Below are 25,586 nucleotides of genomic sequence, written 5' to 3' on the forward strand. Positions count from 1 at the left end.
ATGAGTAGGCAACGAATTCGGAGACGCGCTATGAGCCTTGGCCATAACATCAAACGACTGTTCACCTGGTGGGATGGACAATCCTATGGGACCCAGCTTTGGACCAATCGCAATGGGACAAAAGTTGGCGAAGACGCCGAAGGCAATGTCTACTATCGCAATTCCGACGACAGCCGTCGTTGGGTGATTTACAATGGTGACAACGAAGCATCGCGCGTCAGCCCAGAATGGCATGGCTGGCTTCATCATACGTGGGATGAACCACCGACCGAGGCCAATCTGAAGCGCAAGACTTGGGAAAAACCGCATCAGGAGAATCTGACCGGAACCGTTGCGGCCTACGCGCCAGCCGGATCTTTGCGCCGCGTCGATCCAGCCGATCGTTCCGATTACGAGGCGTGGTCACCGGAATAGGGCCTCGCTCATGCTTAGATTTTCCGCCATGTCTATTGCGCTGATGCTGTTTGTCGCACCAGCGCAAGCGCAAGAGATTACAATCACGCCGCTTGATGATGCGCCATTGATCGAGATACCCCTCGATCAGCTTGACCTTGGCGATGATTTCAACCCGAACATCGGTGACGACGGGCAGCTCGACAATTTGCTCGAAGAGTTGACGGCCTCTCCTGTTGAGGCGCCGAGGGCCGAAGTGTCCTCGGGTCCCTCAGGCACGCTTCGCGTTCTCGATAAACTGACCGGCGAGGTCAATGACGTGACACTCATGGCAGGCCAGACACGCCGTTTGGGATTCCTGTCAGTGACTGTCGCTGAGTGTCGTTACCCCGTCGAAAACCCGTCCGGCGACGCTTTCATCTTTGTACGAGCGAGTGATCTACGGGAAGACGTTGATCTTTTCGCGGGCTGGATGATCGCATCGGCGCCGGCGCTGAACGCTTTGGATCACCCGCGATACGATATCTGGGCGTTGCGCTGCACAACGTCTTGAGGTGATGGCGCGGCGCTGCTGGCGTCAAATTGAGCCGAACCACGCAAAGCACTGTCCAGCAGCCGCTGATACTCCGCCCTTGGAATTTCTATTGCACCCAGGCTTGCCAGATGAGGTGTGATGAACTGCGTATCGAAAAGCTGATAGCCGCTTAACCTGAGACGGTCGATGAGGTAGGCGAGCGCAATTTTGGAGGCGTCAGTTCTACGGCTGAACATGCTTTCCCCAAAATAGGCGGCACCGATCGAGACACCGTATACTCCACCGACAAGTTCGTCGCCCGCCCAAACCTCTACCGAATGGGCAAAACCGCTTGCATAGAGATCACTGTAAAGGTCGAGAATTGTGTCGTTGATCCATGTTTCATTTCGGTCCGCGCAGCCGCGCATGACATCTTCAAAGGCTGTGTCAAACGTGATCTTGTAATCGGCTTTGCGAAGGCGCTTGGCCAAGCTGCGCGAAATCCTGAACCCATCTAACGGAAAGATACCGCGTAGTGTTGGATCAACCCAGAACACCTCTGGATCATCACGGCCCTCCGACATGGGAAAAAGGCCAACCTGATAGGCCTGCAAAAGCAGAGAAGGTGTGAGTGTGTGTTCGTCTTTCATCGCTTGTCGGACCATTCCGGTGCAAAGCTATAAGGCAGTGTTACCACAATCGAGGACAACAGACTTCCAAAATAGAAAATGCCGGGCTTATCCCGGCATTCGCACTTGTTCATCGCGTTGCTCGACTAGAGCAATCCTTTTTCGAGCCACTCTTCGAGCCAGTGAATGTTGTAGTCACCCGTCTGGATCGCCTCCTCGGCAAGAAGCGCATGGAATAGCGGCAGCGTGGTCTCCACGCCGTCCACAATCAGTTCCCCCAGTGCGCGATCAAGACGCGCAAGCGCTTCCTGTCTGTCACGCCCATGCACAATCAGTTTCCCGATCAGGCTGTCGTAGTAGGGAGGGATGTTGTAACCATCGTAAAGGGCGCTATCCATGCGCACCCCAAGCCCACCTGGCGCGTGATACTGTGTAATACGACCAGGGCGAGGTGCAAACTCAGGTAGTTTTTCTGCGTTGATCCGGACTTCGATGGCGTGGCCGTTGATTTTCAGATCGTCTTGCGAGAATGACATAGGCATTCCTGCCGCAACACGCAGCTGCTCGCGCACCAGATCGACGCCGAAGATTCCTTCGGTGACCGGATGCTCCACCTGCAGGCGTGTGTTCATCTCGATGAAGTAGAATTCGTCATTCTCGAAGAGAAACTCAATTGTGCCTGCACCGATGTAGTTGATCTTTGCAACAGCGTCAGCACAGACCTTGCCAATCCGGTCGCGAAGCTCGGGCGTGATGCAAGGGCCAGGTGCCTCTTCGAATACTTTCTGGTGGCGTCGCTGTAGCGAGCAATCCCGCTCGCCCAGATGGACAGCATTGCCTTTGCCGTCGCCAAACACCTGAATTTCTATGTGGCGCGGAGTCGTGAGGTATTTTTCGATATAGACTTCGTCGTTACCGAATGCCGCCTTCGCCTCAGCCCGTGCCGAATGGAATGCCTTTTCCATGTCTGCGGCGGTTTGGGCGACTTTCATCCCCCGGCCGCCACCGCCTGCCGTGGCCTTGATAATGACAGGATAGCCGATCTCGTCGCCAATTTTCTTGGCTTCTGCCAGCGTTGGTACTCCGCCGTCAGAGCCCGGTACACATGGCACACCGAGGGCTTTCATCGTGTCTTTTGCGGTGATCTTGTCGCCCATGACGCGGATGTGCTCCGCGGTAGGGCCGATGAACGTGATGTCGTGATCTTCAACCGCTTGCACGAAGGCTGCATTTTCAGACAGGAAGCCGTAGCCGGGATGGATCGCTTGCGCGCCTGTGATTTCGCACGCTGAAATGATCGCTGGGAAAGACAGATAACTTTGTGCCGATGAGGGCGGGCCGATGCAGATCGCCTCATCAGCCATGCGCACATGCATCGCATCGGCATCTGCGGTGGAGTGAACGGCGACGGATTTCACACCCATTTCGCGGCAGGCGCGCACGACCCGCAGGGCGATCTCGCCCCGGTTTGCAATCAGGATCTTGTCGAACATCGGTTGACCTTTATTCGATGATGACGAGTGGCGCGCCGAATTCGACGGGACCACCGTCTTCGACGAGGATACGTTTGACTGTGCCTGCGCGTGGGGCAGGAATGTGGTTCATGGTCTTCATCGCTTCGATGATCAAGAGCGTGTCGCCTTCGCTGACGGTCGCGCCAGTGCGGACAAACGGTGCCGCGCCAGGTTCTGGGGCCATGTAGACCGTGCCAACCATTGGAGATGTCACCGCGCCGGGATGGCTCGCTGGATCGTCGTTGCCAGTGGAGGCTGGGCTTGCAGGCGTCGCGGGGGTTGCTGGAGCCGCAGGCGCAGAAGGGGCGGCCGCGGGTGCTGGAGTAGTGGCCTGAACCACTGTTTGCGTTTGCCGGCTGACCCGCACGTTCAGACTGTCATTCTCGCCATAGTCGCGCTTCACCTGAAGTTCAGTCAGGTCATTTTCGCGCAAAAGTTCTGCCAGCGCCTTGATGAAGCTGACATCGCTATCGTGAGAAGATTTATTGCTCATGTTTCCCTCGGCCATTGCCCATATTCTTGATGCTTGCGCGACGTTGCGTCACGAAACCATCTTCACGCTTATAGGGCAAGCCTGCGGAGGTGGGAAGCGGTCCGGCGAAAACTGTCAGACCTTTCAGACCATGCTGGTCACCTCCTGCGACGCAGGACCTGATCCAGCCGTCATTTGATCCTCTTGGTCGCGGTCAAACGGGAGCATTGGAACGTCGTAGGGTCTGAGCGTCCGTTCAGGCGGAGCAATCTTGGAGGGGTTTTCGGGGAACACCGCGCCATCCAGTCGGGCATTGACGACCTGCGCGACAAACGGCCTGTCAGGGGGTGTCGCACTGCCACCATCCGCACGTTCAATTCTTGAGACTTTCGTTGTGTTGGCTCTTTCCTGGGTGGGTGATGGGACCGAAGCAACAGCCATTGTCGGCTGATTGAGATTCAAAGAGGTATCCATTTTCCTTCTCCGAAAAAAGAATTCGTGAACCTCAGGATCGTAGGAGCACCTTTCCAAAACGTTAAAGGAGGGCAGCGAGCTACCCTCCTTTTTAGATGAATTGGTAAACCGTGTCAGATTGCGAGGTATTGCTCACGCAGTTCCTTGTTCTCCAGAACCTCTTTTGCAGAACCGTCGAAGACGACCTTGCCGATATCGAGGATCACCGCGCGGTCAGCGAGCTTCAGCGCGGCTACGGCGTTCTGCTCCACGATCACTGTCGTGATGCCTTGATCGCGGATGTAGTCCAGCGTTTTCGCGATTTCCTGCACGATAACGGGGGCCAAACCTTCGTAAGGTTCGTCAAGCAAAAGAACCTTAATGTCTCTGGCCAAGGCCCGTGCGATGGATAGCATCTGTTGCTCACCACCTGAAAGCGTCACGCCTTCCTGCTTGCGGCGTTCACCGAGGCGCGGGAAAAGATCATAGATCCGCTCAAGTGACCAACCTTTCGGTGGCGCGATCTGTGCCAGTTGAAGGTTCTCCTCAACTGTGAGGCCAGGGATGATCCGCCGGTCTTCGGGCACCAGCGCGATGCCGTTGGCCGCAGCCTCATGGCTCTTCATTTCATGCAGCGGTTTGTGGTCGAGCCAGATTTCACCGTGACGCAGTTCCGGATCGTCGAGCCGCGCGATTGTGCGCAGGGTCGAGGTCTTGCCTGCACCGTTGCGGCCCAACAGCGCGAGGATTTCGCCCTCGTGAATGTTAAAGCTGACGTTCTGAACGATGTAGCTTTCGCCGTAATAAGCCTCGATCTCCCAGACGCTCAGAAAGGCCGGATGGGTTGCCGCGTTATTGGCGTGTTTGTTGAATGGTGCATTCATGGTCTGTCTCCTTAGACCTGCGCTTCGCCAAGATAGGCTTCGCGGACCTTGGGGTGGCCCTTGATTTTTTCGGGGATGTCTTCGACCAGCGGCGTACCTTGCGCCAGCACAGTAATCCGTTCAGCAAGCGAGAAGACGACGTTCATATCGTGTTCGATGATGGCCATCGTGATGCCGCGCTTTGCACGGATTTCCTTCAGAAGGGCGATGGTATTCTGGGTATCAGCCCGTGCCATGCCCGCTGTCGGCTCATCCAGTAGCAGGAGTTTTGGGTCTTGCACCAGACACATCGCCATTTCCAGACGCCGTTTGTCGCCACGCGACAGGCTGGATGCCAGCATGTTGCTTTTCTCGGTCATATTGACGTCGTCAAGGATGGCATCTGCCTGTTGCCGGATAGATTTTTCCGAAAAGATGCTTTCAATGGCATGCATCCGGAAGGCCCCATCACGTTTCGCAAAGCAAGGGATCATCACGTTTTCCATGACCGTCAGGTCCGCAAAAATCTCGGGCGTTTGAAAGACCCGGCTGATGCCCATCTGATTGATCTCGTGCGGTTTGCGACCCAGCACTGACTGTCCGTCAAACATAACCGAGCCGCTGTCAGGGATCAGCTTGCCCACCAGAACGTTGAGTAGGGTGGATTTACCGGCCCCGTTCGGGCCGATAATTGCGTGTGTGGTGTTCTCAGCGACGCTGAGGTTCACATCACCAAGCGCCTGCAGACCGCCGAACCGCTTGTTGATGCCTTTGACTTCAAGAATTCCCATCAGTCTGTCTCCTTATTCGGCCGGTTCAGTGGCGCTGGACTTGGTGTTGTCTTCGGCTTTCTTGCGGCTGAAGAGCCCCGCAAGTTTCTGGCCACCTTGCACCAGACCACCTGGCAGGAAGATGACAACAAGCATGAACATGATGCCCAAGGTCAGGTGCCAGCCTTTACCGATGAACGGGTAAATCATGGCCACCACGATGTCTTCCAGACCATCTGGAAGGAACGCGAACCAATCGTGCAGGATGGTGCTGTTGATTTTCGAGAAGATGTTCTCGAAATACTTGATCATACCAGCACCGAGCACTGGACCAATGAGCGTGCCCGCACCACCGAGGATCGTCATCAAGACCACCTCACCAGACGCAGTCCACTGCATTCGTTCGGCACCAGCAAGCGGGTCCATGGATGCCATCAGGCCGCCAGCTAGGCCAGCATACATGCCGGAAATCACGAACGCGGCGAGCGTGTAGGGCCGTGCGTTCAGGCCGGTGTAAGCCATACGTGTCTGGTTGGACTTGATCGCGCGCAGCATCATGCCGAATGGTGACCGGAAGATACGGATTGCCAGATAGAAGGCCACGATCATAAAGAATGCGGCGAGGTAGTAGCCGGCGTTGAACGTGAAGAGCCAGCCTCCCACATCCCACTCAAGACTTGAACGCATTTCCAGACCGAAGAGCGCGGGAACTGGAATGTTACCGGTAGCCGTCTGAGCTTCGCCGAAGATGCGCGGATCACTCAGCGCCAGCTGCAAACCGGTCTCACCACCTGTGATCGGTGTCAGGACTGAGTAGGCCAGTGCAAAGGACATTTGTGCGAAGGCGAGTGTCAGGATCGAGAAGTAGATCCCGGAACGCCGAAGCGAGACATACCCGATGATCAGTGAGAACAGTCCCGCAATGATCACACTCAGGAAGATCGCCGGAAGGACGTTCATGCTGAGAAGTTTGAACATCCAGACCGCCGCGTAGGACCCCACACCGAGGAAAGCCGCATGGCCGAAGGAGAGGTATCCGGTCAGACCGAATAGGATGTTAAACCCGATCGCAAAGATACCGAAGATCACGAAACGCTGCATCAAGTCAGGATAGCCTGCATTGAACTGCGCCAGTTCAGAGCCTTCAGGGAAGGGGTTCAAAAGGAAGGGCGCGAACAAGGTCAGCCCGATTACGATCAGCAGAAGCCGAAAGTCTTTCTTTTCAAGTCCGAGCATGGCTTATTCCTCCATCACGCCTTTGCGACCCATCAGGCCACGTGGACGTGTCAACAGAATGATAATTGCGACAAGGTAGATGATGATCTGGTTGATGCCTGGCAACAGGTCGATCACGGCCGACATGGATGCAAAGCTTTCCAGAATGCCCAAGAGAAATCCTGCAGCGACAGCACCGGGCAGGGAGCCCATGCCACCGACAACGACCACAACGAAGCTCAGAACAAGGAAGTCCATCCCCATGTGGTAGTTGGGCGAATTGATCGGAGCATACATGACACCCGCAAGGCCAGCTACGGCGGCAGCAATGCCGAACATCATTGTGAACCGCTTGTCGATGTCGATGCCGAGGATGCCGACAGTTTCACGGTCCGCCATGCCTGCCCGCACGACCATACCGAAGGTGGTGAATTGCAAGAAAGCAAATACACCGGCGATGATGATCATCGAGAAGAAGAAGTAAACGAGACGCCAGTAAGGGTAGATGATCGCATTCGGATCAAACCCGAGCAGCACACCGAAGTCGAAGCTGCCGACAAAAGCCTCAGGGGCAGGTGTCGGGATCGGGTTGGCACCGTAGAAATATTTGACGATTTCCTGAATGACGATGGCGAGGCCGAACGTCACCAGGATCTGGTCAGCGTGTGGGCGCTTGTAGAAGTGCTTGATCAGGCCGCGCTCCATGATGAAGCCGATGGCAATCATGATCGGAATGGCAGCCAGGATCGAAAGCGGTACGGACCAGTCTATTAGCAGGTCGCCGACCCCTTCTCCGAAGAAGTCATAAACGTAAGGCACGTCCACCTGCAGCGGATTGCCGAGAAAGTCGGTGCGGGTCTCGTCCACAACTTTGTGGCTCAATGTGAGAATTTTGCTCAGCGTAACTGCAACAAAGGCCCCCAACATAAAGAGGGCACCATGGGCAAAATTCACGACGCCCAATGTGCCGAAGATGAGGGTCAGGCCAAGCGCAATGAGCGCGTAGGCCGAGCCTTTATCCAGCCCGTTTAGAATTTGAAGGATGAACTGGTCCATGATGCGACCTCTGATCGTTGAAGGGGGAGCAAATGCTCAACATCCGTCCGCCGCCTCTTCGGGCGCGGAAAAGCGGTGTGGGGGTATCAGGCCGCCAGAGGAGCGGCGGCCTGACATTCAGGCTTAAGCGCCTGGGTTACATGTACCCAGTGCACCACCCTGGAACTGCGGGTGATCTGGGTCGTATGTGACCTGTTCGACAGGTGTGACTTCAACGATTTCGAGAAGGTCGAATTCGTTTTCTGGGTTCTCTTTACCACGCACAACCAGAACGTCTTTGAAGCACTGGTGGTCGGCGCCACGGTAAAGTGTTGGACCGTTGCCCAGACCGTCGAACTCGAAGTCTTCCAGAGCTTCGACAACCGCGCATGGGTTGAACGAACCGGCGCGTGTTACGGCATCTGCATAGAGCAGTGTCTGCACGTAGCATGTGTGTGCGGCCTGCGATGGTGGGAAGCCATACTTGGTTCCGAACGAACGTGTGAAGGCTTGCGAACCTGCGTCCTGCAGCGACCAGTGCCAGTTTGTTGAACCGAAGATGCCAGCAACTGATTCACCAGCACCACGCGCCATCAGACGCGAATAGAGCGGAACAACAATTTCGAAGTTCTTGCCGTTGGCTTGCGCTTCACGCAGACCAAACTGAACGGCGTTGGTCAGCGAGTTCACCATGTTACCGCCGTAGTGGTTCAGAACCAGAACGTCGGCGCCAGAGTTCAGAACTGGAGCGATGTAGGAGGAGAAGTCGGTCTGTGTCAGTGGTGTTTTCACTGCATTAACAGTTTCCCAACCCAACGCCTCGGTCGAAGAACGCACAGCTTCTTCGGTGGTGTAACCCCAGTTGTAGTCCGCGGTCAGGTGATAGGCCTTACGGTCGGTGCCGTAGTTGGCTGCAAGCACTGGCGCAAGCGCCGCGCCGGACATGTAGGAGTTGAAGAAGTGACGGAAGCCGTTGGCGCGCTTGTCCTTACCGGTCGTGTCGTTTGAGTGGGTCAGACCAGCCATGAAGATAATGCCGGCCTCTTGGCAAAGGGCCTGCACCGCAACAGCCACACCGGAGGACGAACCACCTGTGATCATGATCGCGCCATCTTTTTCAATCATCGAACGGGCGGATGCACGGGCGGCATCGGACTTTGTCTGAGTGTCACCAGTGACGTATTTGACTTCGCGGCCAAGGATACCCGTGCCATCAAGCGCCTTGGAAGAGAAGGTCGACAGCATGCCACCGTCGCCACCGCCGTTGAGATGCTCAACCGCCAACTCATAGGCGCGCAGTTCGTCTGCACCTTCGTCCGCATATGGACCGGTCTGCGGAACGTTGAAGCCCAGGATGACTTCGCTGTCGCCTGGCGCGTTTGTGAAGCCACTGTGGGCGTCAGCGCGCAAGTAGGTTGGCAGGGCGAGACCAGCACTGGCAACCATACCAGTCTTGAGCACGCCACGACGTGAGAAATTCGAATTGGACATAAATATCCTCCCTAGAGATTATTGCCTTTGGGCCTCCTCGCCCTCGGACACTCACTTTTCAGTGTGTTTTCATTCTGGAGGGGCGGACTCAATTCCGGCAACAAACCATTGAGAGGGCTAGACGAATTTGTAAATTTGTATACAGATAACTTGTCAATTCAGTAAATCCGTTTTCCTGCGCCCGCAGAAACTTACTGAAAATGCAGGGGGAAATTTTTATGGCGACCCAACGGCTCGCGGGCTCACGTATCAGGGAAAAACGGCTTGATCGCGGCCTCAGGCAGGCGACAGTGGCGGAAACTGTCGGCATTTCACCTTCATATCTCAATCTGATCGAGCACAACCGGCGCAGAATCGGGGGAAAGCTCCTGACTGATATCGCCCGCGTGCTTGAAGTTGATCCTGCGCTTTTGACTGACGGCGTTGATCGTGAGGTGCTTGATCAGATGCGCAATGCCGCCGCTGTCTTGAGTGCTGAGGTCGAACTTTCCCGCACGGAAGAGATGGCCGCACGCTATCCGGGGTGGAGCGCGCTGATTGCTGCGCAGGCGCGTCGCATCGAAGCCCTTCAGGCACAGGTGCAGGTGCTTTCCGATCGCATCTCCTTCGATCCACAACTTGCCCAGTCATTGCACGAGGTCATTTCCGCGGTGACCGCTATCAGGTCGTCCGCTTCCATTCTTGTGAGTCCCGAAAAACTTGATGAGGATTGGCAGCGGCGGTTTCATCAGAACATCCATGATGACAGCGTCCGCTTGGCAAGCAGCAGCGAAGCGCTAATCGCTTATCTGGAAGCACCACAGGATATTCTCGAGGGTGCGGGGACGGCTGTCGAACAGGTCGAAGCATTTTTGTCGCAAACCGGGTTTCATCTGGCGGCCCTGGAGCAATCGGCAAAGCCTGAAGCTGTGCTCGCATCTGCCGGTCTTGGCGAGGCTGCTGCAGGTGTTCTGCAAGACTATATGACACAATATATACGCGATGTCGCAGCTTTGCCGTTGGATGACTTCCAGACAGCCATTTCGCGGCACGGCTACGACCCAGCTGGCCTGGCGCAGAGTTTTGCAGTTCCGCTGGCAACTGTCCTTCGGCGTCTGGCGACATTGCCGCCTGAATCCGATCATCCGCCGATGGGTCTGGTGATTTGCGATGCCGCAGGCGCGATCAGGCTTATCAAGCAGGTGCCCGGTTTTGCGATGCCGCGAGCTGGGGGAGCATGCCCGCTTTGGCCGGTCTTTGCAGCCTTGGCCCGTCCAGAGCAGCCCTTGCGCTATGACGTCACCATGCCGGGGCAGGGCGGCACCCGCATGCTTTGCTATGCCATTGGCACAGCGCTGCCCGCAGCGAGATTTGATGTGCCGCCGACAATTCAGAGCACGATGCTTGTGATGACCGACCCTGACAGCCCATCGGCAGAGCCGGTGCCGGTCGGTGTCACATGCCGCATCTGCCCGCGAAACGATTGCAAAAGCCGCCGCGAGCCGGCGATGACCGGCGTATAAAAAGCTAAGGGTTTCTTTGACTTCGCACAAATATCAGGCGATATTGAAACTCTAGGTCGTTTAGGGACGCGGCCGACAGGGGAGGCGATAAGATGGGCAAGCGTGTCCTTCTCATCGAAGATGAGCCAAACATCATTGAGGCGATCAGTTTCATTTTGTCACGTGACGGTTGGACTGTGCACACCCACGAAGATGGGAGCACAGCGATGGACAAGATTGTCGCCATGCCGCCTGACATGATTATCCTTGATGTTATGCTACCGGGGCGTAGCGGTTTCGACATACTTCGCGACCTGCGCGCGCATGCGCAAACAAAGGAAATTCCGGTTATGATGCTCACGGCACGTGGTCAGGACAAGGATCGCGAGTTGGCAGAGCGTTTAGGCGTCAATCATTTCATGACCAAACCCTTCTCAAACACAGAGGTGCGCGACTACGTCCGCAGCTTCATGGAGGCATGAGCCGCAAATCCCCGCCGCCCATCTTCTTGCAACGGTCGAGCTATAGGCAACGCCGTCTGAGAGATGGTGCGCGATTGATGCCATTTGTCGGTGGTGTGCTCTGGGCCATTCCCTTGGCGTGGTCAGGGTCCTCGACGACGCAGGATGGTGGAACCTCCGGTTTGTTGTTCATTTTCGGCGTCTGGGTCTTTTTGATCGCCGTCACTGCACTATTGGCGAGCCGCATCAAAAGTGACACGCCAAGCGATGATGAAGGCGAAACATCACAATGATGCCTTTTAGCGCGCTGATCGCGATTGCGCTTCTTTATGTATCACTGCTTTTCATCGTCGCATTCTGGGCAGAAAGACATGCTGCGACGGGCAAGTCCAAGTGGTTACAGTCGCCTTGGATCTACACGCTTTCGCTCAGTGTCTATTGCACAGCTTGGACCTTTTACGGGGCGGTAGGCTATGCGGCACGATCAGGTCTGGAGTTTGTAACGATCTACCTTGGGCCTACGCTGGTGATGGTCGGCTGGTGGTGGATATTGCGCAGATTGGTGCGGATTGGACGGGCGCAGCGGATTACCTCGATTGCTGACCTTGTGTCATCGCGTTTCGGAAAATCCACCCAGATCGGGATGCTTGTCACGATTATTTCGATTATCGCAGGCACGCCTTACATCGCGCTGCAGTTGCAGTCGGTCACACTGTCATTTGCGGTCTTTGCGCAGGTTGATGGTTCATCATGGGAGCAGGCAGACTTCGCGCAGACCGCCGCTTGGGTGGCTGTCGGGTTGGCAGTTTTCACTGTTCTCTTTGGCACCAGAAACCTTGACGCCAATGAAAGGCATCATGGCATCGTCATGGCGATCGCGGTTGAGGCTGTGGTGAAGCTCTTTGCGTTGGTGGCGGTTGGCGTTTTCGTCGTTTGGGGGATTGCGGGCGGGCCTACCGAGATGCTCTCAAGGATTGAGACATCTGATATCGAATTATGGGACCAGGAAAGCGGCCGGTGGATCAGCCTGATCTTTCTCTCTGGGGCCGCTTTCCTTTGTTTGCCAAGAATGTTCCAGGTCTTGGTGGTCGAGAATTCCGATGAACGGCACCTGCCGTTCGCAAGCTGGGCGTTCCCACTCTATCTTTTTTTGATGAGCCTTTTCGTGGTTCCGATTGCGGTTGTGGGATTGGAGCTACTACCACCGGGTAGCAACCCTGATCTGTTTGTTCTGACCGTTCCGCTGTTCGAGGGACAAAACGGACTGGCGGTACTGTCATTTCTGGGTGGGCTGTCATCTGCGACATCAATGGTCATCGTGGCGACGATTGCGCTGGCGACGATGGTATCGAACCACATTGTCGTCCCGATCTGGCTGAGCCTCCAGGGCCAGCAGGGTGCCGTAATGTCCGGCGACGTCAGATACGTGATATTGCTGTCGCGACGGATATCGGTCGCGGCCGTTCTGACGCTCGGGTTCTTCTATTACCGACTGTCTGGTGGCGGCACGGCTCTGGCAGCCATCGGACTGATCTCCTTTGCGGGTGCAGTGCAGATTCTTCCGGCCATGCTCGGCGGTATTTTCTGGCGCGGCGCAAACAGAATAGGCGCAGCCTTGGGCTTGCTGTCGGGGCTGGGTATCTGGATGTGGACGCTCTTCCTGCCAAGCTTTGGTGTTGATGCGGTTATCAGCCAGTCTGTCATGGAAAATGGTCCTTGGGGTATCGCAATTTTGCGGCCTCAGGCGCTTTTCGGCGTAACAGGCATTGATCCTCTCGTTCACGGGGTTTTCTGGTCGATCCTGATCAATACAACGATATTTATACTGGGGTCGCTGGCGACCTTTCCACAGCCGCTCGAACGGTTGCAGGGTGCGCAGTTCGTCAATGTGTTCGATCATTCAGATGCCGCGCCGAGTTGGACAGGCGCAGCGGCTGGCGCCGAAGAGCTACTCATTATGTCGCAGCGGATTCTTGGCAGTTCAGAGGCGCAGGGAATCTTCGAGCGTGAAAGCGAAAGACAGGGCAGGGGTCGCGAATTCCCCGAGGTCACGCCCGCATTTGTCGACCGGCTTGAGCGTGAGTTGGCAGGATCTGTCGGGGCGGCAACCGCCCATGCGATGATAGGTCAGTTGATTGGTGGCAGCAGCGTGTCGGTTGAGGACCTGATCGCAGTTGCCGATGAAGCGGCCCAGATCCTCGAATATTCGAACCGACTTGAGGCAAAATCAGCCGAACAGGAAAGAACGGCCCGCGCTCTGCGCGATGCGAACGCAAAACTTACGGCACTTTCCATTCAGAAAGATGCGTTCCTGAGCCAGATCAGCCATGAATTGCGGACACCGATGACCTCAATCAGATCGTTTTCGGATATACTGCGAGAGGGCGATATGCCGCCTGATGCGCTCAGCCGCTACGCAGGAATCATCCACGACGAGGCTGTGCGGCTGACCCGTCTACTTGATGATCTTCTGGACCTCTCGGTCTTGGAAAATGGCCAAGTGGTCCTGCACGAACAAACCGGCAAGCTCAGTAGCTTGCTGGATCGCGCTATTGGCGCTGCAGGCGTCTTGGGAGGAAAGCTGGACATCAGACGCGATCGCAAGGATGAAGATTTGACACTCACAACCGACTTGGATCGGCTGGTTCAGGTGTTCATCAATCTGATCTCGAACGCGCAAAAGTATTGCGAAGCGCCGTCGCCTGTTCTGACCATCAAAGTGTCAGTGCAAGGCGACAAAACCATGGTCGACTTTATCGACAACGGCCACGGCATCGCATCAGAGAACCACGCCCTGATTTTTGAGAAGTTCTCGCGGGTGTCAGACGAAAGCAAAGCAGGCGGGGCTGGACTTGGTCTGGCCATCTGCCGCGAGATTATGCACAGATTGAATGGCGACATCACTTACCTCCCGCAACCGCGTGGGACCGGGTTCCGTGTCGTCTTGCCCAAGACGATGACATCGGCTGCATTAGAGAAAATGTAACCAACGTGGCCTAGACAAGCTGCAGATCAGCATTGGCAGGGCGATGACCAATAGTTCACATGTGAACATCTTGCGACGGAAAGCCCGTATGCAGGACAAAACGGATGCGGACAGCCCGCTGACGTCGTCTCGTGCTGTGCGCTTGGCGCTCGCGAAGGCTGCCCAAGACAGCATCAGCTTGCCTCTGACAGTTTCAAGCATTGCCGAAGAAGTTGATAGGCTCGATGCAATGCTGGGTGCCCTTCCTGATGGCCTGATGCTTGTGCGCCTGGAAAAGGGTGATGGCCTTGCCGGTTTGATTGCTGTTGATGCGGAAATGCGTGCAGCTGTGGTTGAAGTTGAAACAACTGGCGCGGTGTCATTGAGGGCGGCCGAACCCCGATTACCGACAGGGACCGACCGCTTCCTCTGCGATCCGGTTCTGAAAATGTTTTTGTCGGCCTTTCCGCAAGCGGTCAGCGGGACGGACTATGCAGGCTGGGCTGATGATGTCTCGGCGGGGACGTGTTTTGCCAACACGCGTCTTGCCGGATTGGAGCTTGCCGACGGGCGTTACCGCAGCTTGCAGATGACGGTTCAGATTGGTCAGACTGACCGACAAGGAATGCTGATCATGGCGCTGCCTTTGCCCGAGCCCGTCACGCGCCCATCGGCGGTCTCGAAGTCAAAGGAAAACTGGTCCGAGCAACTACACAAGGTTGTCGAAAGCGTCCCAGCCACCTTGATTGCAGAACTGCACCGGTTTTCAGTTTCCTTGGGCTATCTACAGGGGTTGAAGGTTGGCGATGTCATTCGCCTTGATGGGTGTTCGGTAAGTTCCATCAAACTGCGTGATGCCGAAGGTAAACCCGTTGCAACGGCGCGTCTTGGCCAAAGTATGGGGAAACGCGCCGTGCGGCTGGAGGCGCCACCACAGCTCGATTTGAAAGAGCTGCCGACGAACAGTCCGGTTCAAGAGAAACCAGCAGAGGCCTTTCTCGAGCCGGACTTAGCCATCGGGTCAATCGACGAGGCGTTGCCGCTTTCGCCCCAACAGCGAGAGCCGCCTACTTTCGACCCTACGGTTGATCTGGATTAGGCTTTTGCAATGGCTTGCAGCTGCCCACGCATTCCGCCCAGATCATAGCCTGCCGCGCTGGTTGCTGCGATAATTTCGTCGGCATCCATGTCTTTGGCTTGTGCAAAAGACCAGACGATCGAAGATCGTGTGCCTGACGCGCAATAGGCCAGGACAGGGCCATCGCTACTTTCCATCGCAGCCTTTTGATCGTCGATCATCCCCATATGCAGGCCCTGATGTGTGACAGGAATGGCTACAAACTTCAGTCCGGCATCTCGCGCTGCTGCCTCGATCGCGTCAGCCTGATGGCTCGGCGGCACCTCTGCGTCAGGGCGATTACAGATAATGGTTTTGTAACCCGCTTCAACGATCGCGGGGATATCCTCAACAGAAATCTGCGGAGAGACGGCGTAGGCGGGGCTGAGTGGGCGAATATCCATGTCTTATCCATAAACTGCGGCTGTGGGCTGGTCCAGACGTCTGCGGATTGGCGGAGCCAAGACCATGCCAACCAGCATTGCGGCCATAAAGATCAGACCGCCCGCGCCACCGAAAGAAAGCGATGCAACCGCTGGACCGGGGCATAGCCCTGAAAGACCCCAGCCCATGCCAAACATGGTGGATCCGATGACTAGTTTCCGTCCGATTTCTGGTTTCGGCGGCGTCGGAAAGCTTGCAGCTAGAACGGGTTTGCGGCCTTTGGTGAACAGCCACGCAAGAGCCATCGGGAGGATGGCACCTCCCATCACGAACGCGAGTGTGGGGTCCCAAGCTCCGAAGATATCAAGCCAGCCTTGCACTTTTGTCGTATCAGTCATGCCTGAGATCAAAAGGCCCAAGCCAAATAGGCCGCCCGCGATGAAGGAAATAAACGCACGCATCAAATGATCCCCCAGACATGCTTGAACAGTACGACAGTCAGGCCGCCCGCTGCGATGTAAAAGACCGTTGCCACGATCCCGCGGAGCGAAAGTCGTGAAATCCCACAGACGCCATGGCCAGATGTGCAACCGTTCGCAAGGCGCGTACCGATCCCGACCAGAAGTCCGGCTGCAATCAGCACAGCCCAATTTTCAGTAACATGTGTTTCCGAACCACCGACCGCAAACGCAGCAATCGCAGGAACCGCGAATAGCCCCGCAAGCAATGCGCCACGCTCTGCCCATTCATGCTTTGCTGAGCCATCGACAAGCCCGCCGATGATTCCCGATGCGCCCAGAATGCGCCCGCTGACAAGAAGATAGAGTGCTGCGGCCGTACCGATCAGCAGACCTCCGAAGAGGCCGAGGATCCAATCCATTGGCATAAGTCTGTCCTTGATTTACGCGTTGTCTTCAGAGGCTGTTGATCGGCACCTTGAAGTAACGTTGTCCATTGTCTTCGGGCTCGGGGAACTGTCCGGCCCGCATGTTTGTCTGAATCGATGGCAGGATGAGCTTGGGCATGCCAAGTTTGGCATCACGTTGCTCGCGCATCGAGACGAATTCTTCCATCGGGCGGCCTTCACCAACATGAATGTTGAGCGCCTTCTGCTCGCCAACTGTTGTCTCCCAGGCGAATTCATCGCGACCGGGAGCTTTGTAGTCATGGCCCACGAAAATGCGGGTTTCATCCGGCAGTGAGAGAATTTTGTGGATGGAATTATAGAGATCTTGCGCTGATCCGCCTGGGAAGTCGCAACGGGCTGTTCCGAAATCAGGCATGAAAAGCGTGTCACCAACAAAAGCGGCGTCACCAACCACATAGGTCAGGCAAGCAGGCGTGTGTCCGGGTGTGTGCATGACATCTGCCCGCATCTGTCCGATATGGAAACTATCGCCGTCAGCAAAGAGCGCATCAAACTGCGACCCGTCCCGTTCAAATTCGGTGCCCTCGTTAAAGACTTTGCCGAAAGTGTCTTGAACGACCGTAATGTTGGCGCCGATGCCAATCTTTCCGCCCAATGCCTCCTGCAGATAGGGGGCTGCTGAAAGGTGGTCCGCATGGACATGGCTTTCGAGAATCCATGCCACCTCCAGTTTGTTTTCTCTGACCCAAGCAATGATTTCGTCCGCAGATGCGGTATCAGTACGTCCAGCGGCTGCGTCATAGTCCAACACACTGTCGATGATTGCGCAGGTGCGGCCCTGTGGCTCCGAAACCACATAAGAGACCGTGTTTGTCGCGTCGTCGAAGAAAGCTTTCACATTCGGTGTCATTTCGCGCCTCCAGATGCTATTCAAAAGCATAGATAATACATTACAGATTGCTAATGTGTGTCCGGAGACCAGAAATGTCAATGAGCGAAGAAATGGACGTGATGGCCGCCCGCCTCGATGAGGCGGCCAATGATGCTGCAAACCTGATGAAGGCGCTAAGCAACCCAGGGCGTTTGCGGATTTTGTGTGCATTGGTCCCTGGAGACAAAACAGTCAGCGAAATCGAAGAGGCCGTGGGCGCCAGTCAGTCCTATGTCTCTGGGCAGCTTCTGCGGTTGCGCGCCGAAGGATTGGTCGAATGCACACGTGCAGGTCGCAGCATGCATTACCAGCTTGCAGACCCACGCGTTCGCCCGCTTCTTGAACGGGTCTACGAGCTTTTCTGCCCGGTCTGATATTTCGACAGTTCAGCACGTGCGACCTGCCGGCGATGGACTGCGTCAGGGCCGTCGGCGAGCCTGAGTGTTCGGAGATGCGTCCACTGCCGCGCAAGAGGGGTATCCTGCGAGACGCCCGCAGCGCCAAACATCTGGATTGCGTGATCGGTGACCTCAAGCGCGATCTGAGGAGCAACCACTTTGATCTGACTGATCCAAGGGGCTGCAGCTTTTGCGTCCCCCTGGTCCATCATCCAAGCGGCTTTCAGGCAAAGGAGCCGCGCTTGCTCAATCTGCATCCTTGATTTCGCGATAATGTCAAAGTTTTCCCCAAGGTGCGCCAGCGGCTTACCAAAAGCATCGCGAGACTGCGCGCGCTGGCACAGCAGTTCGAGTGCCTTTTCGGCCTGTCCGATGGCACGCATACAGTGGTGAATACGCCCTGGACCAAGTCGTCCCTGTGCTATCTCGAATCCGCGCCCCTCGCCCAAAAGCAGGTTTTCGACAGGGACGCGCACATCTGTAAAGCGGAAATGCATGTGGCCATGGGGGGCGTCGTCATGACCGAAGACTTCCATCGGCCGCAGCTTTTCGATGCCAGCCGTATCTGCAGGCACAACGATCATCCCGTGTTGCTGGTGTTTCCCGCCTTCGGTCGGTGTTCTCACCATTACGATATAGACCGCACAACGCGGATCTCCTGCACCGGTAGCCCACCACTTTTCGCCATTCAGAACATAGTGATCGCCATCTCGAACGCATGACATGGCGATATTCGTGGCATCCGAGCTTGCCACCTGCGGTTCTGTCATCAGGTAGGCAGACCGAATCTCACCCGCCATCAGTGGTTTGAGCCACCGTTCTTTCATCAACTCGGTGCCGTAGCGGGCAAAGACCTCCATATTCCCGGTATCCGGTGCGTTGCAGTTGAAGACCTCAGCAGCAAGATGACTTTTGCCCATCTCCTCGGCCAGATAGGCATATTCGACGGTGTTGAGCTGCGGCCCGTCGCGGAACGTGTCCCAGAAGTTCCAGAGCTCTGCTGCTTTCGCTTTCAACTTCAGGCCTTCCAGGATTTCGGTCTGACGTTTTGTGAATTGCCATCGGTCGCCTCGATCGACCTCGGCCAGAAATTCAGCATCCAAGGGGGCGATTTCGGTCTCAATCATACCTTTGACCGCACTCAGGATCGGCCTTAAGCGTTCGGTGATGCCAAGTTCCATGTCTCTCTCCCCTGATCTTGTCGACATGGTGCATTGCCGTAAGGTCGTGTCAATGAATGGGTTGCCTGACGACGCGGCAGGATGGCTAATGGCCAGATGACGGAAGCTGCAGAAAAACTGGGAATGTCCCGCGAGGAACTTGATCGCTATCTGGCAAGCCGGATTGCCGGTTTTGGTGGACTGCGCAAGGTAAGCAAGTTTGGCACTGGGCAGTCCAATCCCACCTATCGCCTTGATGCTGAGAGCGGGGCATATGTGCTGCGCAGCAAACCACCCGGCAAATTACTGCCGTCTGCCCACGCCGTTGATCGCGAGTTCAGAGTGATGACGGCGCTTGCCACCACGGCTGTCCCGGTCCCGAACACCTTGCATCTGGCGACTGCGGAAGACTCACCTAACGGGCGCGATTTCTTCGTGATGCGTTACGTAGAAGGTCGCATCTTCTGGGATCCATCACTGCCCGACTGCGCCTCTGAAGAAGCGGCGGCGATTTATGATGCGATGAACGCGACGCTGGCGGCATTGCACGAAGTTGATGTGGCTGAGATTGGTTTGGCCGATTTTGGCAAGGCTGGAAACTATTTCGCGCGCCAACTCGAACGGTGGCGTAGCCAGTACAGAGCGTCTGTCGACACGCCTTCGCAAGATATGCAGATCATTATGGATTGGCTCGAAAGGTCTCTGCCTGAGGATGATGGTCAAATCGCCTTGGTGCATGGTGACTGGCGTCTGGACAACATGATCTTTGCCCCAGACGCACCACGCGTTGCAGCCGTGCTGGATTGGGAACTGTCGACGCTTGGACACCCCATGGCTGATCTGGCCTATCAATGCATGCAGTGGCGACTTCCCAACCAAGGCGATATGCGTGGACTGTCCGGTGTTGACCGTGCTGCACGTGGTATCCCGACCGAGGCCGCCTATGTTGCCGCATATGCAAAGCGGCGCGGCCTTTACCAGATCGACAACTGGCCGTTTTATCTGGTCTTCGCCTTCTTCAGGCTCGGTGCAATCCTCGCAGGTGTCGCAGCACGGGCTGCGGCAGGGAATGCGTCAAATCCGGAAATGGCGAAAAAATATGGTGCAGCTGTTCCCGTGCTCTCTGGCATGGCAGTCGCGATCACACGCGACGGGGCATAGAGCTATCCAAGCATAACACCGATAATGACGGCCATCAGACCAATCATCGAAACGAACAAGGCCCCAAGGTTGATGGGAAGAATTCTTGAAACCCGCGCCCGCAGGTCCTCATCCGACAGCCCCGATCGCTTCGCTTTCGTAACGGCCACGATGGAATAGACAATACCGGTCAACCCAAGCACTGTCAGGGCGGCGCCGATCCAGATTACAACGTCCATAACATCCTCAGTCAGTTTTGCGCGGCTTACCGTGCGCCCAAGCGGTTCGCAAGGGTTGCAGCGCCGCAGGGGCTTGGTTACTCACAAGAACCATTTCAGGAGAGCAGCAATGAACGATTCCGTCACAGACACAGCCAGCACGGTCGCAGGGCAGGAGCTACGGCAATTTGTAGAACGCTACGAACGTCTGGAAGCGGAAAAGAAAGATATTGCGGACGCACAAAAAGAGGTCATGGCCGAAGCGAAAGGGCGCGGCTATGACGTGAAAGTCCTGCGCAAGATCGTGGCTTTGCGCAAACGCGATGCGAATGATCTTGCCGAAGAAGAAGCCGTCCTTGAAATGTACAAGGCCGCACTGGGCATGTGATCTTTATCGAAATGGGAGGATCAGTGTGACACCTTCCATTTCGTCCAGACGAGCAATGTCGGCGTCGTAGTTTTCGCTCATCGCGGCAACCAGTTTTTCACTGAGTTCAGGATAGGTCATTTCGTCATCCATCGCGTCTGGCTTCGCATGTGTCTCCAAGATTTGTGCAAGCACTTCATGGCGCGCAACGCGGGTCATTTGCGGCTCGGTCTTCACCTCTTTATGCAAAGCCGCCATTCCGTTTTTCGTAACGATCCTGCTGATCAGATCGTGGGCCCCTTCAACCTCCACGTGGTCCGACAGGCCAGATATCGCCCGGATCAGGTCTTCCCAGATCAGGGGTGTATCTTCGTTGCACCATGTCACAACGCGCGCATGAGGTGCAGTCTTGCGGATGCGACCGATTACATCCGACCAGCGCAACTCCATGGGTGAGAGAAGACCCAGAAAATCGCGCAGGCGCGCAATCTCTGCGCGGCGCGCGACTTCTTGCAGAAAACTTGCCGGATGCCGAATGCCGATGAAGAAAGTAATCTCATCTTCAGGGAACAATCGCGCCATGCCGCGCACTTTGCTTTCGACCTGCGGGTAAAAGATGCCGTGATCAAAAATACGTTTCGGGATTGCGATAAAGTTGTCGTTTGACAGGACAAGCCGACTCACATCGTCTTCGTCCACAATGGCATCTATCAGAATGTCACGTGTTCCGGCTTTGGGCGGACGCCCATCAAGGGTTTGAATCGTCTCGCGGATCAGCCTTCGGTATTTGCTGGGGCCCGGGACCACAGTTTGTTGCGCAAGCAGGGCCCCAGTATTTTTGAGAATTGACTTCAACAGCCGTTCTTCGTCAGTGCAATTTGCCCCGATGTGGTAGGCGATTTGCATGAGGTCTGCCCTTTATTCCCCGTCCCGGCATCATAGGTCGAAATGCAGGACAGAAAACCCGCATTCGCCAATGATGATACAACGGGCAAGGGCCCCGAAAATTTTCACGACACAGTTGCGAAAACCCCATTGCCAAGCGGCATTTTCTGCTGCTATACGCCGCCCACTCGCTGATGGCGAGCCTGCCAATCGGTAGACCAGTGCCCCTATAGCTCAGCTGGTAGAGCAACTGATTTGTAATCAGTAGGTCCGCGGTTCGAGTCCGTGTGGGGGCACCATTTCCGCTCAATAATACAATCGCACGTCCGAATGCCGCGCTATGCATGGCTGCGTACCTTGCGTCGCGATTTGACAATCCTTGCCGCAGACCGAAATCAAGCAAGATAGGTCAAAGAATTGGGGGCAGGCATGGACAATCGACAACCTGATCAAGCGCAATGTGTGATCATCGGCGGCGGTTCTATCGGCTGTAACATTGCCTATCACCTGACCAAGCTTGGGATGCAGGACGTCGTGGTTCTTGAACGTGACAAGCTGACGTCAGGCACCACGTGGCATGCGGCAGGCGAAATCGTCCCAGCGATCTTGGGCAGTGAATGGGAATGTGAACTCTACACTTATGGCCGTAACCTCATCGCCGGCCTCGAAGAAGAAACAGGCCTTGCGACAGGGTGGCGGCAGGACGGGTATATTCAGCCTGCTGATACGCCCGAGCGCTTGGAGGAGCTCCGACGGGGGGCTGCCTTTATGCGGCGTTTCGGCATAGAAATGCACGAGATCACGGCCGAGGAAGCAGCAGAGAAATTCCCTATTGGTGATTTCTCAAATACGATCGCTGCCTTTTGGTACCCGCTGGAAGGGCGCACAAACCCGGTTGATACAACCCAAGCCTTGGCGCGCGGTGCGCGGCGCGGCGGTGCGAAGATCGTCGAAGACACCAAGGTCTCCGAAATCCTCGTGGAGAACGGCACCGTGACCGGTGTGAGGACTGAAAAGGGTGTCATCAAGGCGGAGCATGTTGTCATCGCAGCAGGCATGTGGAGCAGACAGATCGGCGCAACCATCGGGCTGAACCTGCCACTGCAAGCTGCTGAGCATTATTACCTGATTACCGAGCAGCTTGAGGGCGTCACCCGCGACCTTCCATTGCTAGAAGACGCGCATACCTGGACGTATTTCCGTGAAGAGACTGGTGGACTGCTGATTGGTCTTTTTGAACCGGATGCCGCGCCTTGGCAGATTGACGCAATTCCGGAGAACTTCACATTTGGTGAAATCGAACCGGATCTCGATCGGGTTTTGCCGCACCTTGAAAAGTCATTTTCACGCGTCCCTTCCGCAGCGGAGGCAGGGGTGCGCAAACTCTTTTGTGGTCCCGAAAGCTTTACCCCCGATCTGGCGCCATTGGTCGGTGAAGCACCGCAGGTGCGCAACTGCTGGGTCGCGGCAGGTCTGAATTCTTTGGGCATTCTGAACGGTCCCGGCATTGGCATGGTGCTGGCGCATTGGATTGTGAACGGACACTGTCCTGTGGATCATACCGCATTCAACGTGGATCGTTTTGCAGACGGGTCGCAGAATACACCCGCGTTTCGCCGTGCACGGACACCTGAGCTACTGGCCAAGAGTTTCGGCGCGCATTTCCCCAATGACAGCTTCAAAACCGCGCGCAGGCTCAAACGATCTGCACTTTATGACAGGCTGAAAGCTGCTGGCGCATATTTTTCAGAAGGTAACGGATGGGAAGCACCTGACTGGTTCGCCCCGTCGCCCGAAGAGGCAAAGATCACGCAATATAGCTGGGGTCGTCAAAACTGGTGGGACTGGCATGCAGAAGAACACCGCGCAGCGCGCGAAGATGTCGTGCTCATGGATATGTCCTCGATGTCAAAGTTCTTGGTGCAAGGGCCCGACGCATGCACGCTGCTCAATCGCATCAGTTGCAACCACGTCGATGTTCCGGACGGGCGTGTGGTCTATACGGCATGGACCAACGAACTTGGTGGCTTTGAAGCGGATCTGACGGTGACGCGGCTGTCGCGCGAAAAGTACCTGGTGATTGTTGGGGAAAACTCCCATGGTCATACCGAGACATGGATGCGAAAGCACCTGCGGCCCGGTGAGTTCGTGACCATTACCGATATGACCAGTGGGATCACGCAGATCAACGTACACGGTCCGAAAGCGCGTGCCTTGATGGAACGGGTGAGCGACGCGGATCTCAGCAACGACGGCTTTCCGTTCATGACAGCACGCGAAATCGACGTCGGCTTCTTCATGGTGACTGCCCTACGCGTGACCTTTGTCGGCGAACTTGGTTGGGAACTTCACGTCCCGACAATTCATGCGGTCCAAGTCTATGATCTGCTGATGGCGGAGGGGCAGGAACTGGGTGTGCGCAATGCCGGGATGCAAACACTATCATCCTTGCGTCTAGAAAAGGCCTATCGCGATTTCGGCATAGACGTCGATAATACAGACAATCCAATCGAGGCCGGCTTGGGGTTTGCCGTCAAACTCGACAAACCAAGCGGCTTTATCGGTCGTGATGCCCTTGCAGGGATAAAGTCGCGGGGCACACCGCGGAACCGCATGTTGCAATTCCTGCTCAACGATCCCGAGCCGCTGATGCACGGAAACGAGGTCATCTATTGTGACGGGCAGCCGGTTGGGCACATTCAGGTCGGGGCATACGGACATACACTCGGCGGTGCTGTCGGGATCGGTTTTGCGGAGACGGACGATCCGCTCACCGCGCAAATCGTGTCGGAAAGCCAGTGGGAGATTGATATTGCCGGGGCAAGATACTCTGCCAAGGCCTCTCTGAAGCCGCTTTTTGACCCAGCAATGGACAAGATCAAATGTTGATCTTGGGTCAGTGTAGATAGACAGGTTTGCGTGAATTACGCTATCTGGCAGCAGCTACACGTTGTCGGAGCGCCTGAAATGTCTATCAAAATTGAAATGCTTCGCTGTTTTGCCGCCGTTGTCGAACATGGCCGGCTTGCAGATGCAGCATCGTCTTTGGACCGGACAACGTCAGCCGTTTCAATGATGCTGTCGCAATTTGAGGATCGTATCGGAAAGCCGCTCTTTGAGACCAGCCGGAAGTCGAAACTGACCCCCCTCGGGACACAGATCTACAACGAAGCACGGCGTGAGCTGGATCACTTTGATCGGACGATTTCCAACATCGAAGGTCTTGCCGTTGCGCAAATCGGTCGCGTGCGTCTTGCTGTAACACCGTCCGTCGGGTCTGTTTTGATGCCATCTGTCCTGCAGACATTCATGGCGCGCTATCCGGACGTCCGGGTCGAGATGCGTGATATGACCAGCGTCGGTGTGCAGCAGGCACTTTCTGCAGGTGAAGCCGATATCGGAATCGCAACACTTGGACCCTCACCGGGTCTGCGGTTGGAACGCCTTTTTACGGATGATTTCGGCGTTGTGTGCCGTAAAGACAATGTTCTTGCGCTGGCAAATGTTCCGGTCAGTTGGAGTGACTTGGGAAATCAGACCTTCATCGCCAACGGGCTCTGTTCGTTGGTGCATCACCCGGGCTTTCAGCCGACGTTGCAAAACGCGCCGCTGAATGTGCCCAACACCTCGTCGCTTTTGGCATTGGTGCGGGCAGGGGTCGGTGTCACGCTTTTGCCGAAACTTGCGCTTCTTCCGATGGCAGATGACCTGGCGTTCTTGCCACTCGCAGACGACCGCGTGCAGCGCGAGGTTTTTCTGGCGGCAGGTGAACCACATCTGATGTCGCCTGCGGCTAACGCGTTCGTTGCCACGATCAAAACCTCTGATTTTCACCATAGCTGAAGAAATCAGAAATTTCTTC

General features: G+C 55.9%; 28 protein-coding genes and 1 tRNA gene. 13 read left to right on the forward strand and 16 right to left on the reverse strand.

All coding sequences use genetic code 11. The features are described from left to right. Positions 1-30: 30 nt before the first annotated feature. Together BM316_RS03450 and BM316_RS03455 are read left to right on the forward strand one after the other, a co-directional pair. Positions 31-414 (forward strand): NADH:ubiquinone oxidoreductase subunit NDUFA12, encoded by a 384-nt coding sequence (locus BM316_RS03450; RefSeq protein WP_090204007.1) that lies wholly within the window; start codon positions 31-33, stop codon positions 412-414. 10 nt (positions 415-424) lie between these two features. Next, positions 425-946, forward strand: coding sequence for a DUF2155 domain-containing protein (locus BM316_RS03455; protein WP_311135656.1), 522 nt, complete (start codon positions 425-427; stop codon positions 944-946). Here the strand turns inward: BM316_RS03455 and aat are convergent. The 9 genes from aat to BM316_RS03500 form a co-directional block, all read right to left on the reverse strand. Continuing rightward, positions 901-1,557 (reverse strand): leucyl/phenylalanyl-tRNA--protein transferase, encoded by a 657-nt coding sequence (gene aat / locus BM316_RS03460; RefSeq protein ID WP_090207468.1) that lies wholly within the window; start codon positions 1,555-1,557, stop codon positions 901-903. The two genes, BM316_RS03455 and aat, sit on opposite strands and share 46 nt — an antisense overlap. 125 nt (positions 1,558-1,682) lie before the next feature. Then, complete coding sequence (gene accC / locus BM316_RS03465) at positions 1,683-3,029, reverse strand: acetyl-CoA carboxylase biotin carboxylase subunit (protein ID WP_090204009.1); 1,347 nt, start codon at positions 3,027-3,029, stop codon at positions 1,683-1,685. A 10-nt stretch (positions 3,030-3,039) separates the two neighbouring features. Next, positions 3,040-3,543 carry an acetyl-CoA carboxylase biotin carboxyl carrier protein gene (gene accB, locus BM316_RS03470; protein WP_090207474.1) on the reverse strand — a complete coding sequence of 168 codons (504 nt, stop codon included), beginning with the start codon at positions 3,541-3,543 and terminating at the stop codon, positions 3,040-3,042. Between the two features lie 123 nt (positions 3,544-3,666). Beyond that, entirely contained in the window at positions 3,667-3,996 is a 330-nt protein-coding gene (locus BM316_RS03475; protein WP_090204012.1) for a hypothetical protein, read from the reverse strand. Between the two features lie 113 nt (positions 3,997-4,109). Beyond that, positions 4,110-4,859, reverse strand: coding sequence for an ABC transporter ATP-binding protein (locus tag BM316_RS03480; RefSeq protein ID WP_090204015.1), 750 nt, complete (start codon positions 4,857-4,859; stop codon positions 4,110-4,112). Between the two features lie 11 nt (positions 4,860-4,870). Continuing rightward, positions 4,871-5,629 carry an ABC transporter ATP-binding protein gene (locus BM316_RS03485; protein WP_090204018.1) on the reverse strand — a complete coding sequence of 253 codons (759 nt, stop codon included), beginning with the start codon at positions 5,627-5,629 and terminating at the stop codon, positions 4,871-4,873. 12 nt (positions 5,630-5,641) lie between these two features. Further along, positions 5,642-6,844 (reverse strand): branched-chain amino acid ABC transporter permease, encoded by a 1,203-nt coding sequence (locus BM316_RS03490; RefSeq protein WP_090204021.1) that lies wholly within the window; start codon positions 6,842-6,844, stop codon positions 5,642-5,644. 3 nt (positions 6,845-6,847) lie between these two features. Next, positions 6,848-7,879 carry a branched-chain amino acid ABC transporter permease gene (locus tag BM316_RS03495; RefSeq protein WP_090204024.1) on the reverse strand — a complete coding sequence of 344 codons (1,032 nt, stop codon included), beginning with the start codon at positions 7,877-7,879 and terminating at the stop codon, positions 6,848-6,850. A 123-nt stretch (positions 7,880-8,002) separates the two neighbouring features. Beyond that, a complete protein-coding gene (locus BM316_RS03500) occupies positions 8,003-9,349 on the reverse strand; it encodes a substrate-binding protein (RefSeq protein ID WP_090204027.1) in 1,347 nt (448 codons plus the stop codon). Between the two features lie 218 nt (positions 9,350-9,567). Between BM316_RS03500 and BM316_RS03505 the strand changes: the two genes are divergently transcribed. The 5 genes from BM316_RS03505 (at position 9,568) to BM316_RS03525 (ending at position 15,355) form a co-directional block, all read left to right on the forward strand. Then, positions 9,568-10,851, forward strand: a complete 1,284-nt coding sequence (locus tag BM316_RS03505) for a helix-turn-helix transcriptional regulator (RefSeq protein ID WP_090207477.1) — start codon at positions 9,568-9,570, stop codon at positions 10,849-10,851. A 92-nt stretch (positions 10,852-10,943) separates the two neighbouring features. Continuing rightward, positions 10,944-11,312 (forward strand): response regulator transcription factor, encoded by a 369-nt coding sequence (locus BM316_RS03510; protein WP_090204029.1) that lies wholly within the window; start codon positions 10,944-10,946, stop codon positions 11,310-11,312. Continuing rightward, positions 11,309-11,584: a hypothetical protein gene (locus tag BM316_RS03515; protein ID WP_090204032.1), complete on the forward strand. Its 276-nt coding sequence runs from the start codon at positions 11,309-11,311 to the stop codon at positions 11,582-11,584. Before BM316_RS03510 ends, BM316_RS03515 begins: the two co-directional genes overlap by 4 nt. Beyond that, entirely contained in the window at positions 11,581-14,277 is a 2,697-nt protein-coding gene (locus tag BM316_RS03520) for an ATP-binding protein (RefSeq protein ID WP_090204034.1), read from the forward strand. Before BM316_RS03515 ends, BM316_RS03520 begins: the two co-directional genes overlap by 4 nt. A gap of 88 nt (positions 14,278-14,365) precedes the next feature. After that, positions 14,366-15,355 carry a FliM/FliN family flagellar motor switch protein gene (locus BM316_RS03525; protein WP_165606532.1) on the forward strand — a complete coding sequence of 330 codons (990 nt, stop codon included), beginning with the start codon at positions 14,366-14,368 and terminating at the stop codon, positions 15,353-15,355. Here BM316_RS03525 and BM316_RS03530 read toward each other — a convergent pair. From BM316_RS03530 to BM316_RS03545, 4 genes are read right to left on the reverse strand one after another with little or no spacing between them, the layout of a single operon-like run. Continuing rightward, complete coding sequence (locus BM316_RS03530) at positions 15,352-15,777, reverse strand: protein tyrosine phosphatase family protein (RefSeq protein WP_090204040.1); 426 nt, start codon at positions 15,775-15,777, stop codon at positions 15,352-15,354. The genes BM316_RS03525 and BM316_RS03530 overlap by 4 nt on opposite strands. 3 nt (positions 15,778-15,780) lie before the next feature. Further along, complete coding sequence (locus BM316_RS03535) at positions 15,781-16,218, reverse strand: DUF6691 family protein (RefSeq protein WP_090204043.1); 438 nt, start codon at positions 16,216-16,218, stop codon at positions 15,781-15,783. Further along, positions 16,218-16,643, reverse strand: coding sequence for a YeeE/YedE family protein (locus BM316_RS03540; RefSeq protein ID WP_090204046.1), 426 nt, complete (start codon positions 16,641-16,643; stop codon positions 16,218-16,220). Before BM316_RS03540 ends, BM316_RS03535 begins: the two co-directional genes overlap by 1 nt. A gap of 28 nt (positions 16,644-16,671) precedes the next feature. After that, positions 16,672-17,535 (reverse strand): MBL fold metallo-hydrolase, encoded by an 864-nt coding sequence (locus tag BM316_RS03545; protein ID WP_090204049.1) that lies wholly within the window; start codon positions 17,533-17,535, stop codon positions 16,672-16,674. 80 nt (positions 17,536-17,615) lie between these two features. Here BM316_RS03545 and BM316_RS03550 point away from each other — a divergent pair, with 80 nt between their 5' ends. Further along, positions 17,616-17,930, forward strand: a complete 315-nt coding sequence (locus tag BM316_RS03550) for an ArsR/SmtB family transcription factor (RefSeq protein ID WP_242649734.1) — start codon at positions 17,616-17,618, stop codon at positions 17,928-17,930. Here the strand turns inward: BM316_RS03550 and BM316_RS03555 are convergent. After that, positions 17,906-19,135 (reverse strand): acyl-CoA dehydrogenase family protein, encoded by a 1,230-nt coding sequence (locus BM316_RS03555; protein WP_090204054.1) that lies wholly within the window; start codon positions 19,133-19,135, stop codon positions 17,906-17,908. The genes BM316_RS03550 and BM316_RS03555 overlap by 25 nt on opposite strands. Positions 19,136-19,231: 96 nt before the next feature. Here BM316_RS03555 and BM316_RS03560 point away from each other — a divergent pair, with 96 nt between their 5' ends. Next, positions 19,232-20,275, forward strand: a complete 1,044-nt coding sequence (locus BM316_RS03560) for a phosphotransferase family protein (RefSeq protein WP_090204057.1) — start codon at positions 19,232-19,234, stop codon at positions 20,273-20,275. 2 nt (positions 20,276-20,277) lie between these two features. Here the strand turns inward: BM316_RS03560 and BM316_RS03565 are convergent, their stop codons facing one another. Continuing rightward, positions 20,278-20,493 carry a hypothetical protein gene (locus BM316_RS03565; protein ID WP_090204060.1) on the reverse strand — a complete coding sequence of 72 codons (216 nt, stop codon included), beginning with the start codon at positions 20,491-20,493 and terminating at the stop codon, positions 20,278-20,280. 109 nt (positions 20,494-20,602) lie between these two features. Here BM316_RS03565 and BM316_RS03570 point away from each other — a divergent pair, with 109 nt between their 5' ends. Next, positions 20,603-20,860, forward strand: coding sequence for a DUF2312 domain-containing protein (locus tag BM316_RS03570; protein WP_090204064.1), 258 nt, complete (start codon positions 20,603-20,605; stop codon positions 20,858-20,860). A gap of 3 nt (positions 20,861-20,863) precedes the next feature. Here BM316_RS03570 and BM316_RS03575 read toward each other — a convergent pair whose 3' ends face one another. Next, on the reverse strand, positions 20,864-21,745 hold the full coding sequence (locus tag BM316_RS03575) for a hypothetical protein (protein WP_090204067.1): 882 nt from the start codon (positions 21,743-21,745) through the stop codon (positions 20,864-20,866). Positions 21,746-21,947: 202 nt separating this feature from the next. On the opposite strand from BM316_RS03575, the gene BM316_RS03580 reads away from it, so the two are divergent. The 3 genes from BM316_RS03580 to BM316_RS03590 all read left to right on the forward strand — a co-directional run bounded on the left by BM316_RS03580 (position 21,948) and on the right by BM316_RS03590 (position 25,567). Next, positions 21,948-22,023, forward strand: a tRNA-Thr gene (locus tag BM316_RS03580). Between the two features lie 130 nt (positions 22,024-22,153). Beyond that, entirely contained in the window at positions 22,154-24,613 is a 2,460-nt protein-coding gene (locus BM316_RS03585) for a GcvT family protein (protein ID WP_090204069.1), read from the forward strand. A 78-nt stretch (positions 24,614-24,691) separates the two neighbouring features. After that, positions 24,692-25,567 (forward strand): LysR family transcriptional regulator, encoded by an 876-nt coding sequence (locus BM316_RS03590; RefSeq protein WP_090204072.1) that lies wholly within the window; start codon positions 24,692-24,694, stop codon positions 25,565-25,567. Positions 25,568-25,586 lie beyond the last annotated feature (19 nt).

Origin of the sequence: Yoonia litorea, assembly GCF_900114675.1 — a bacterium.
In the GTDB taxonomy this organism is placed as follows: domain Bacteria; phylum Pseudomonadota; class Alphaproteobacteria; order Rhodobacterales; family Rhodobacteraceae; genus Yoonia; species Yoonia litorea.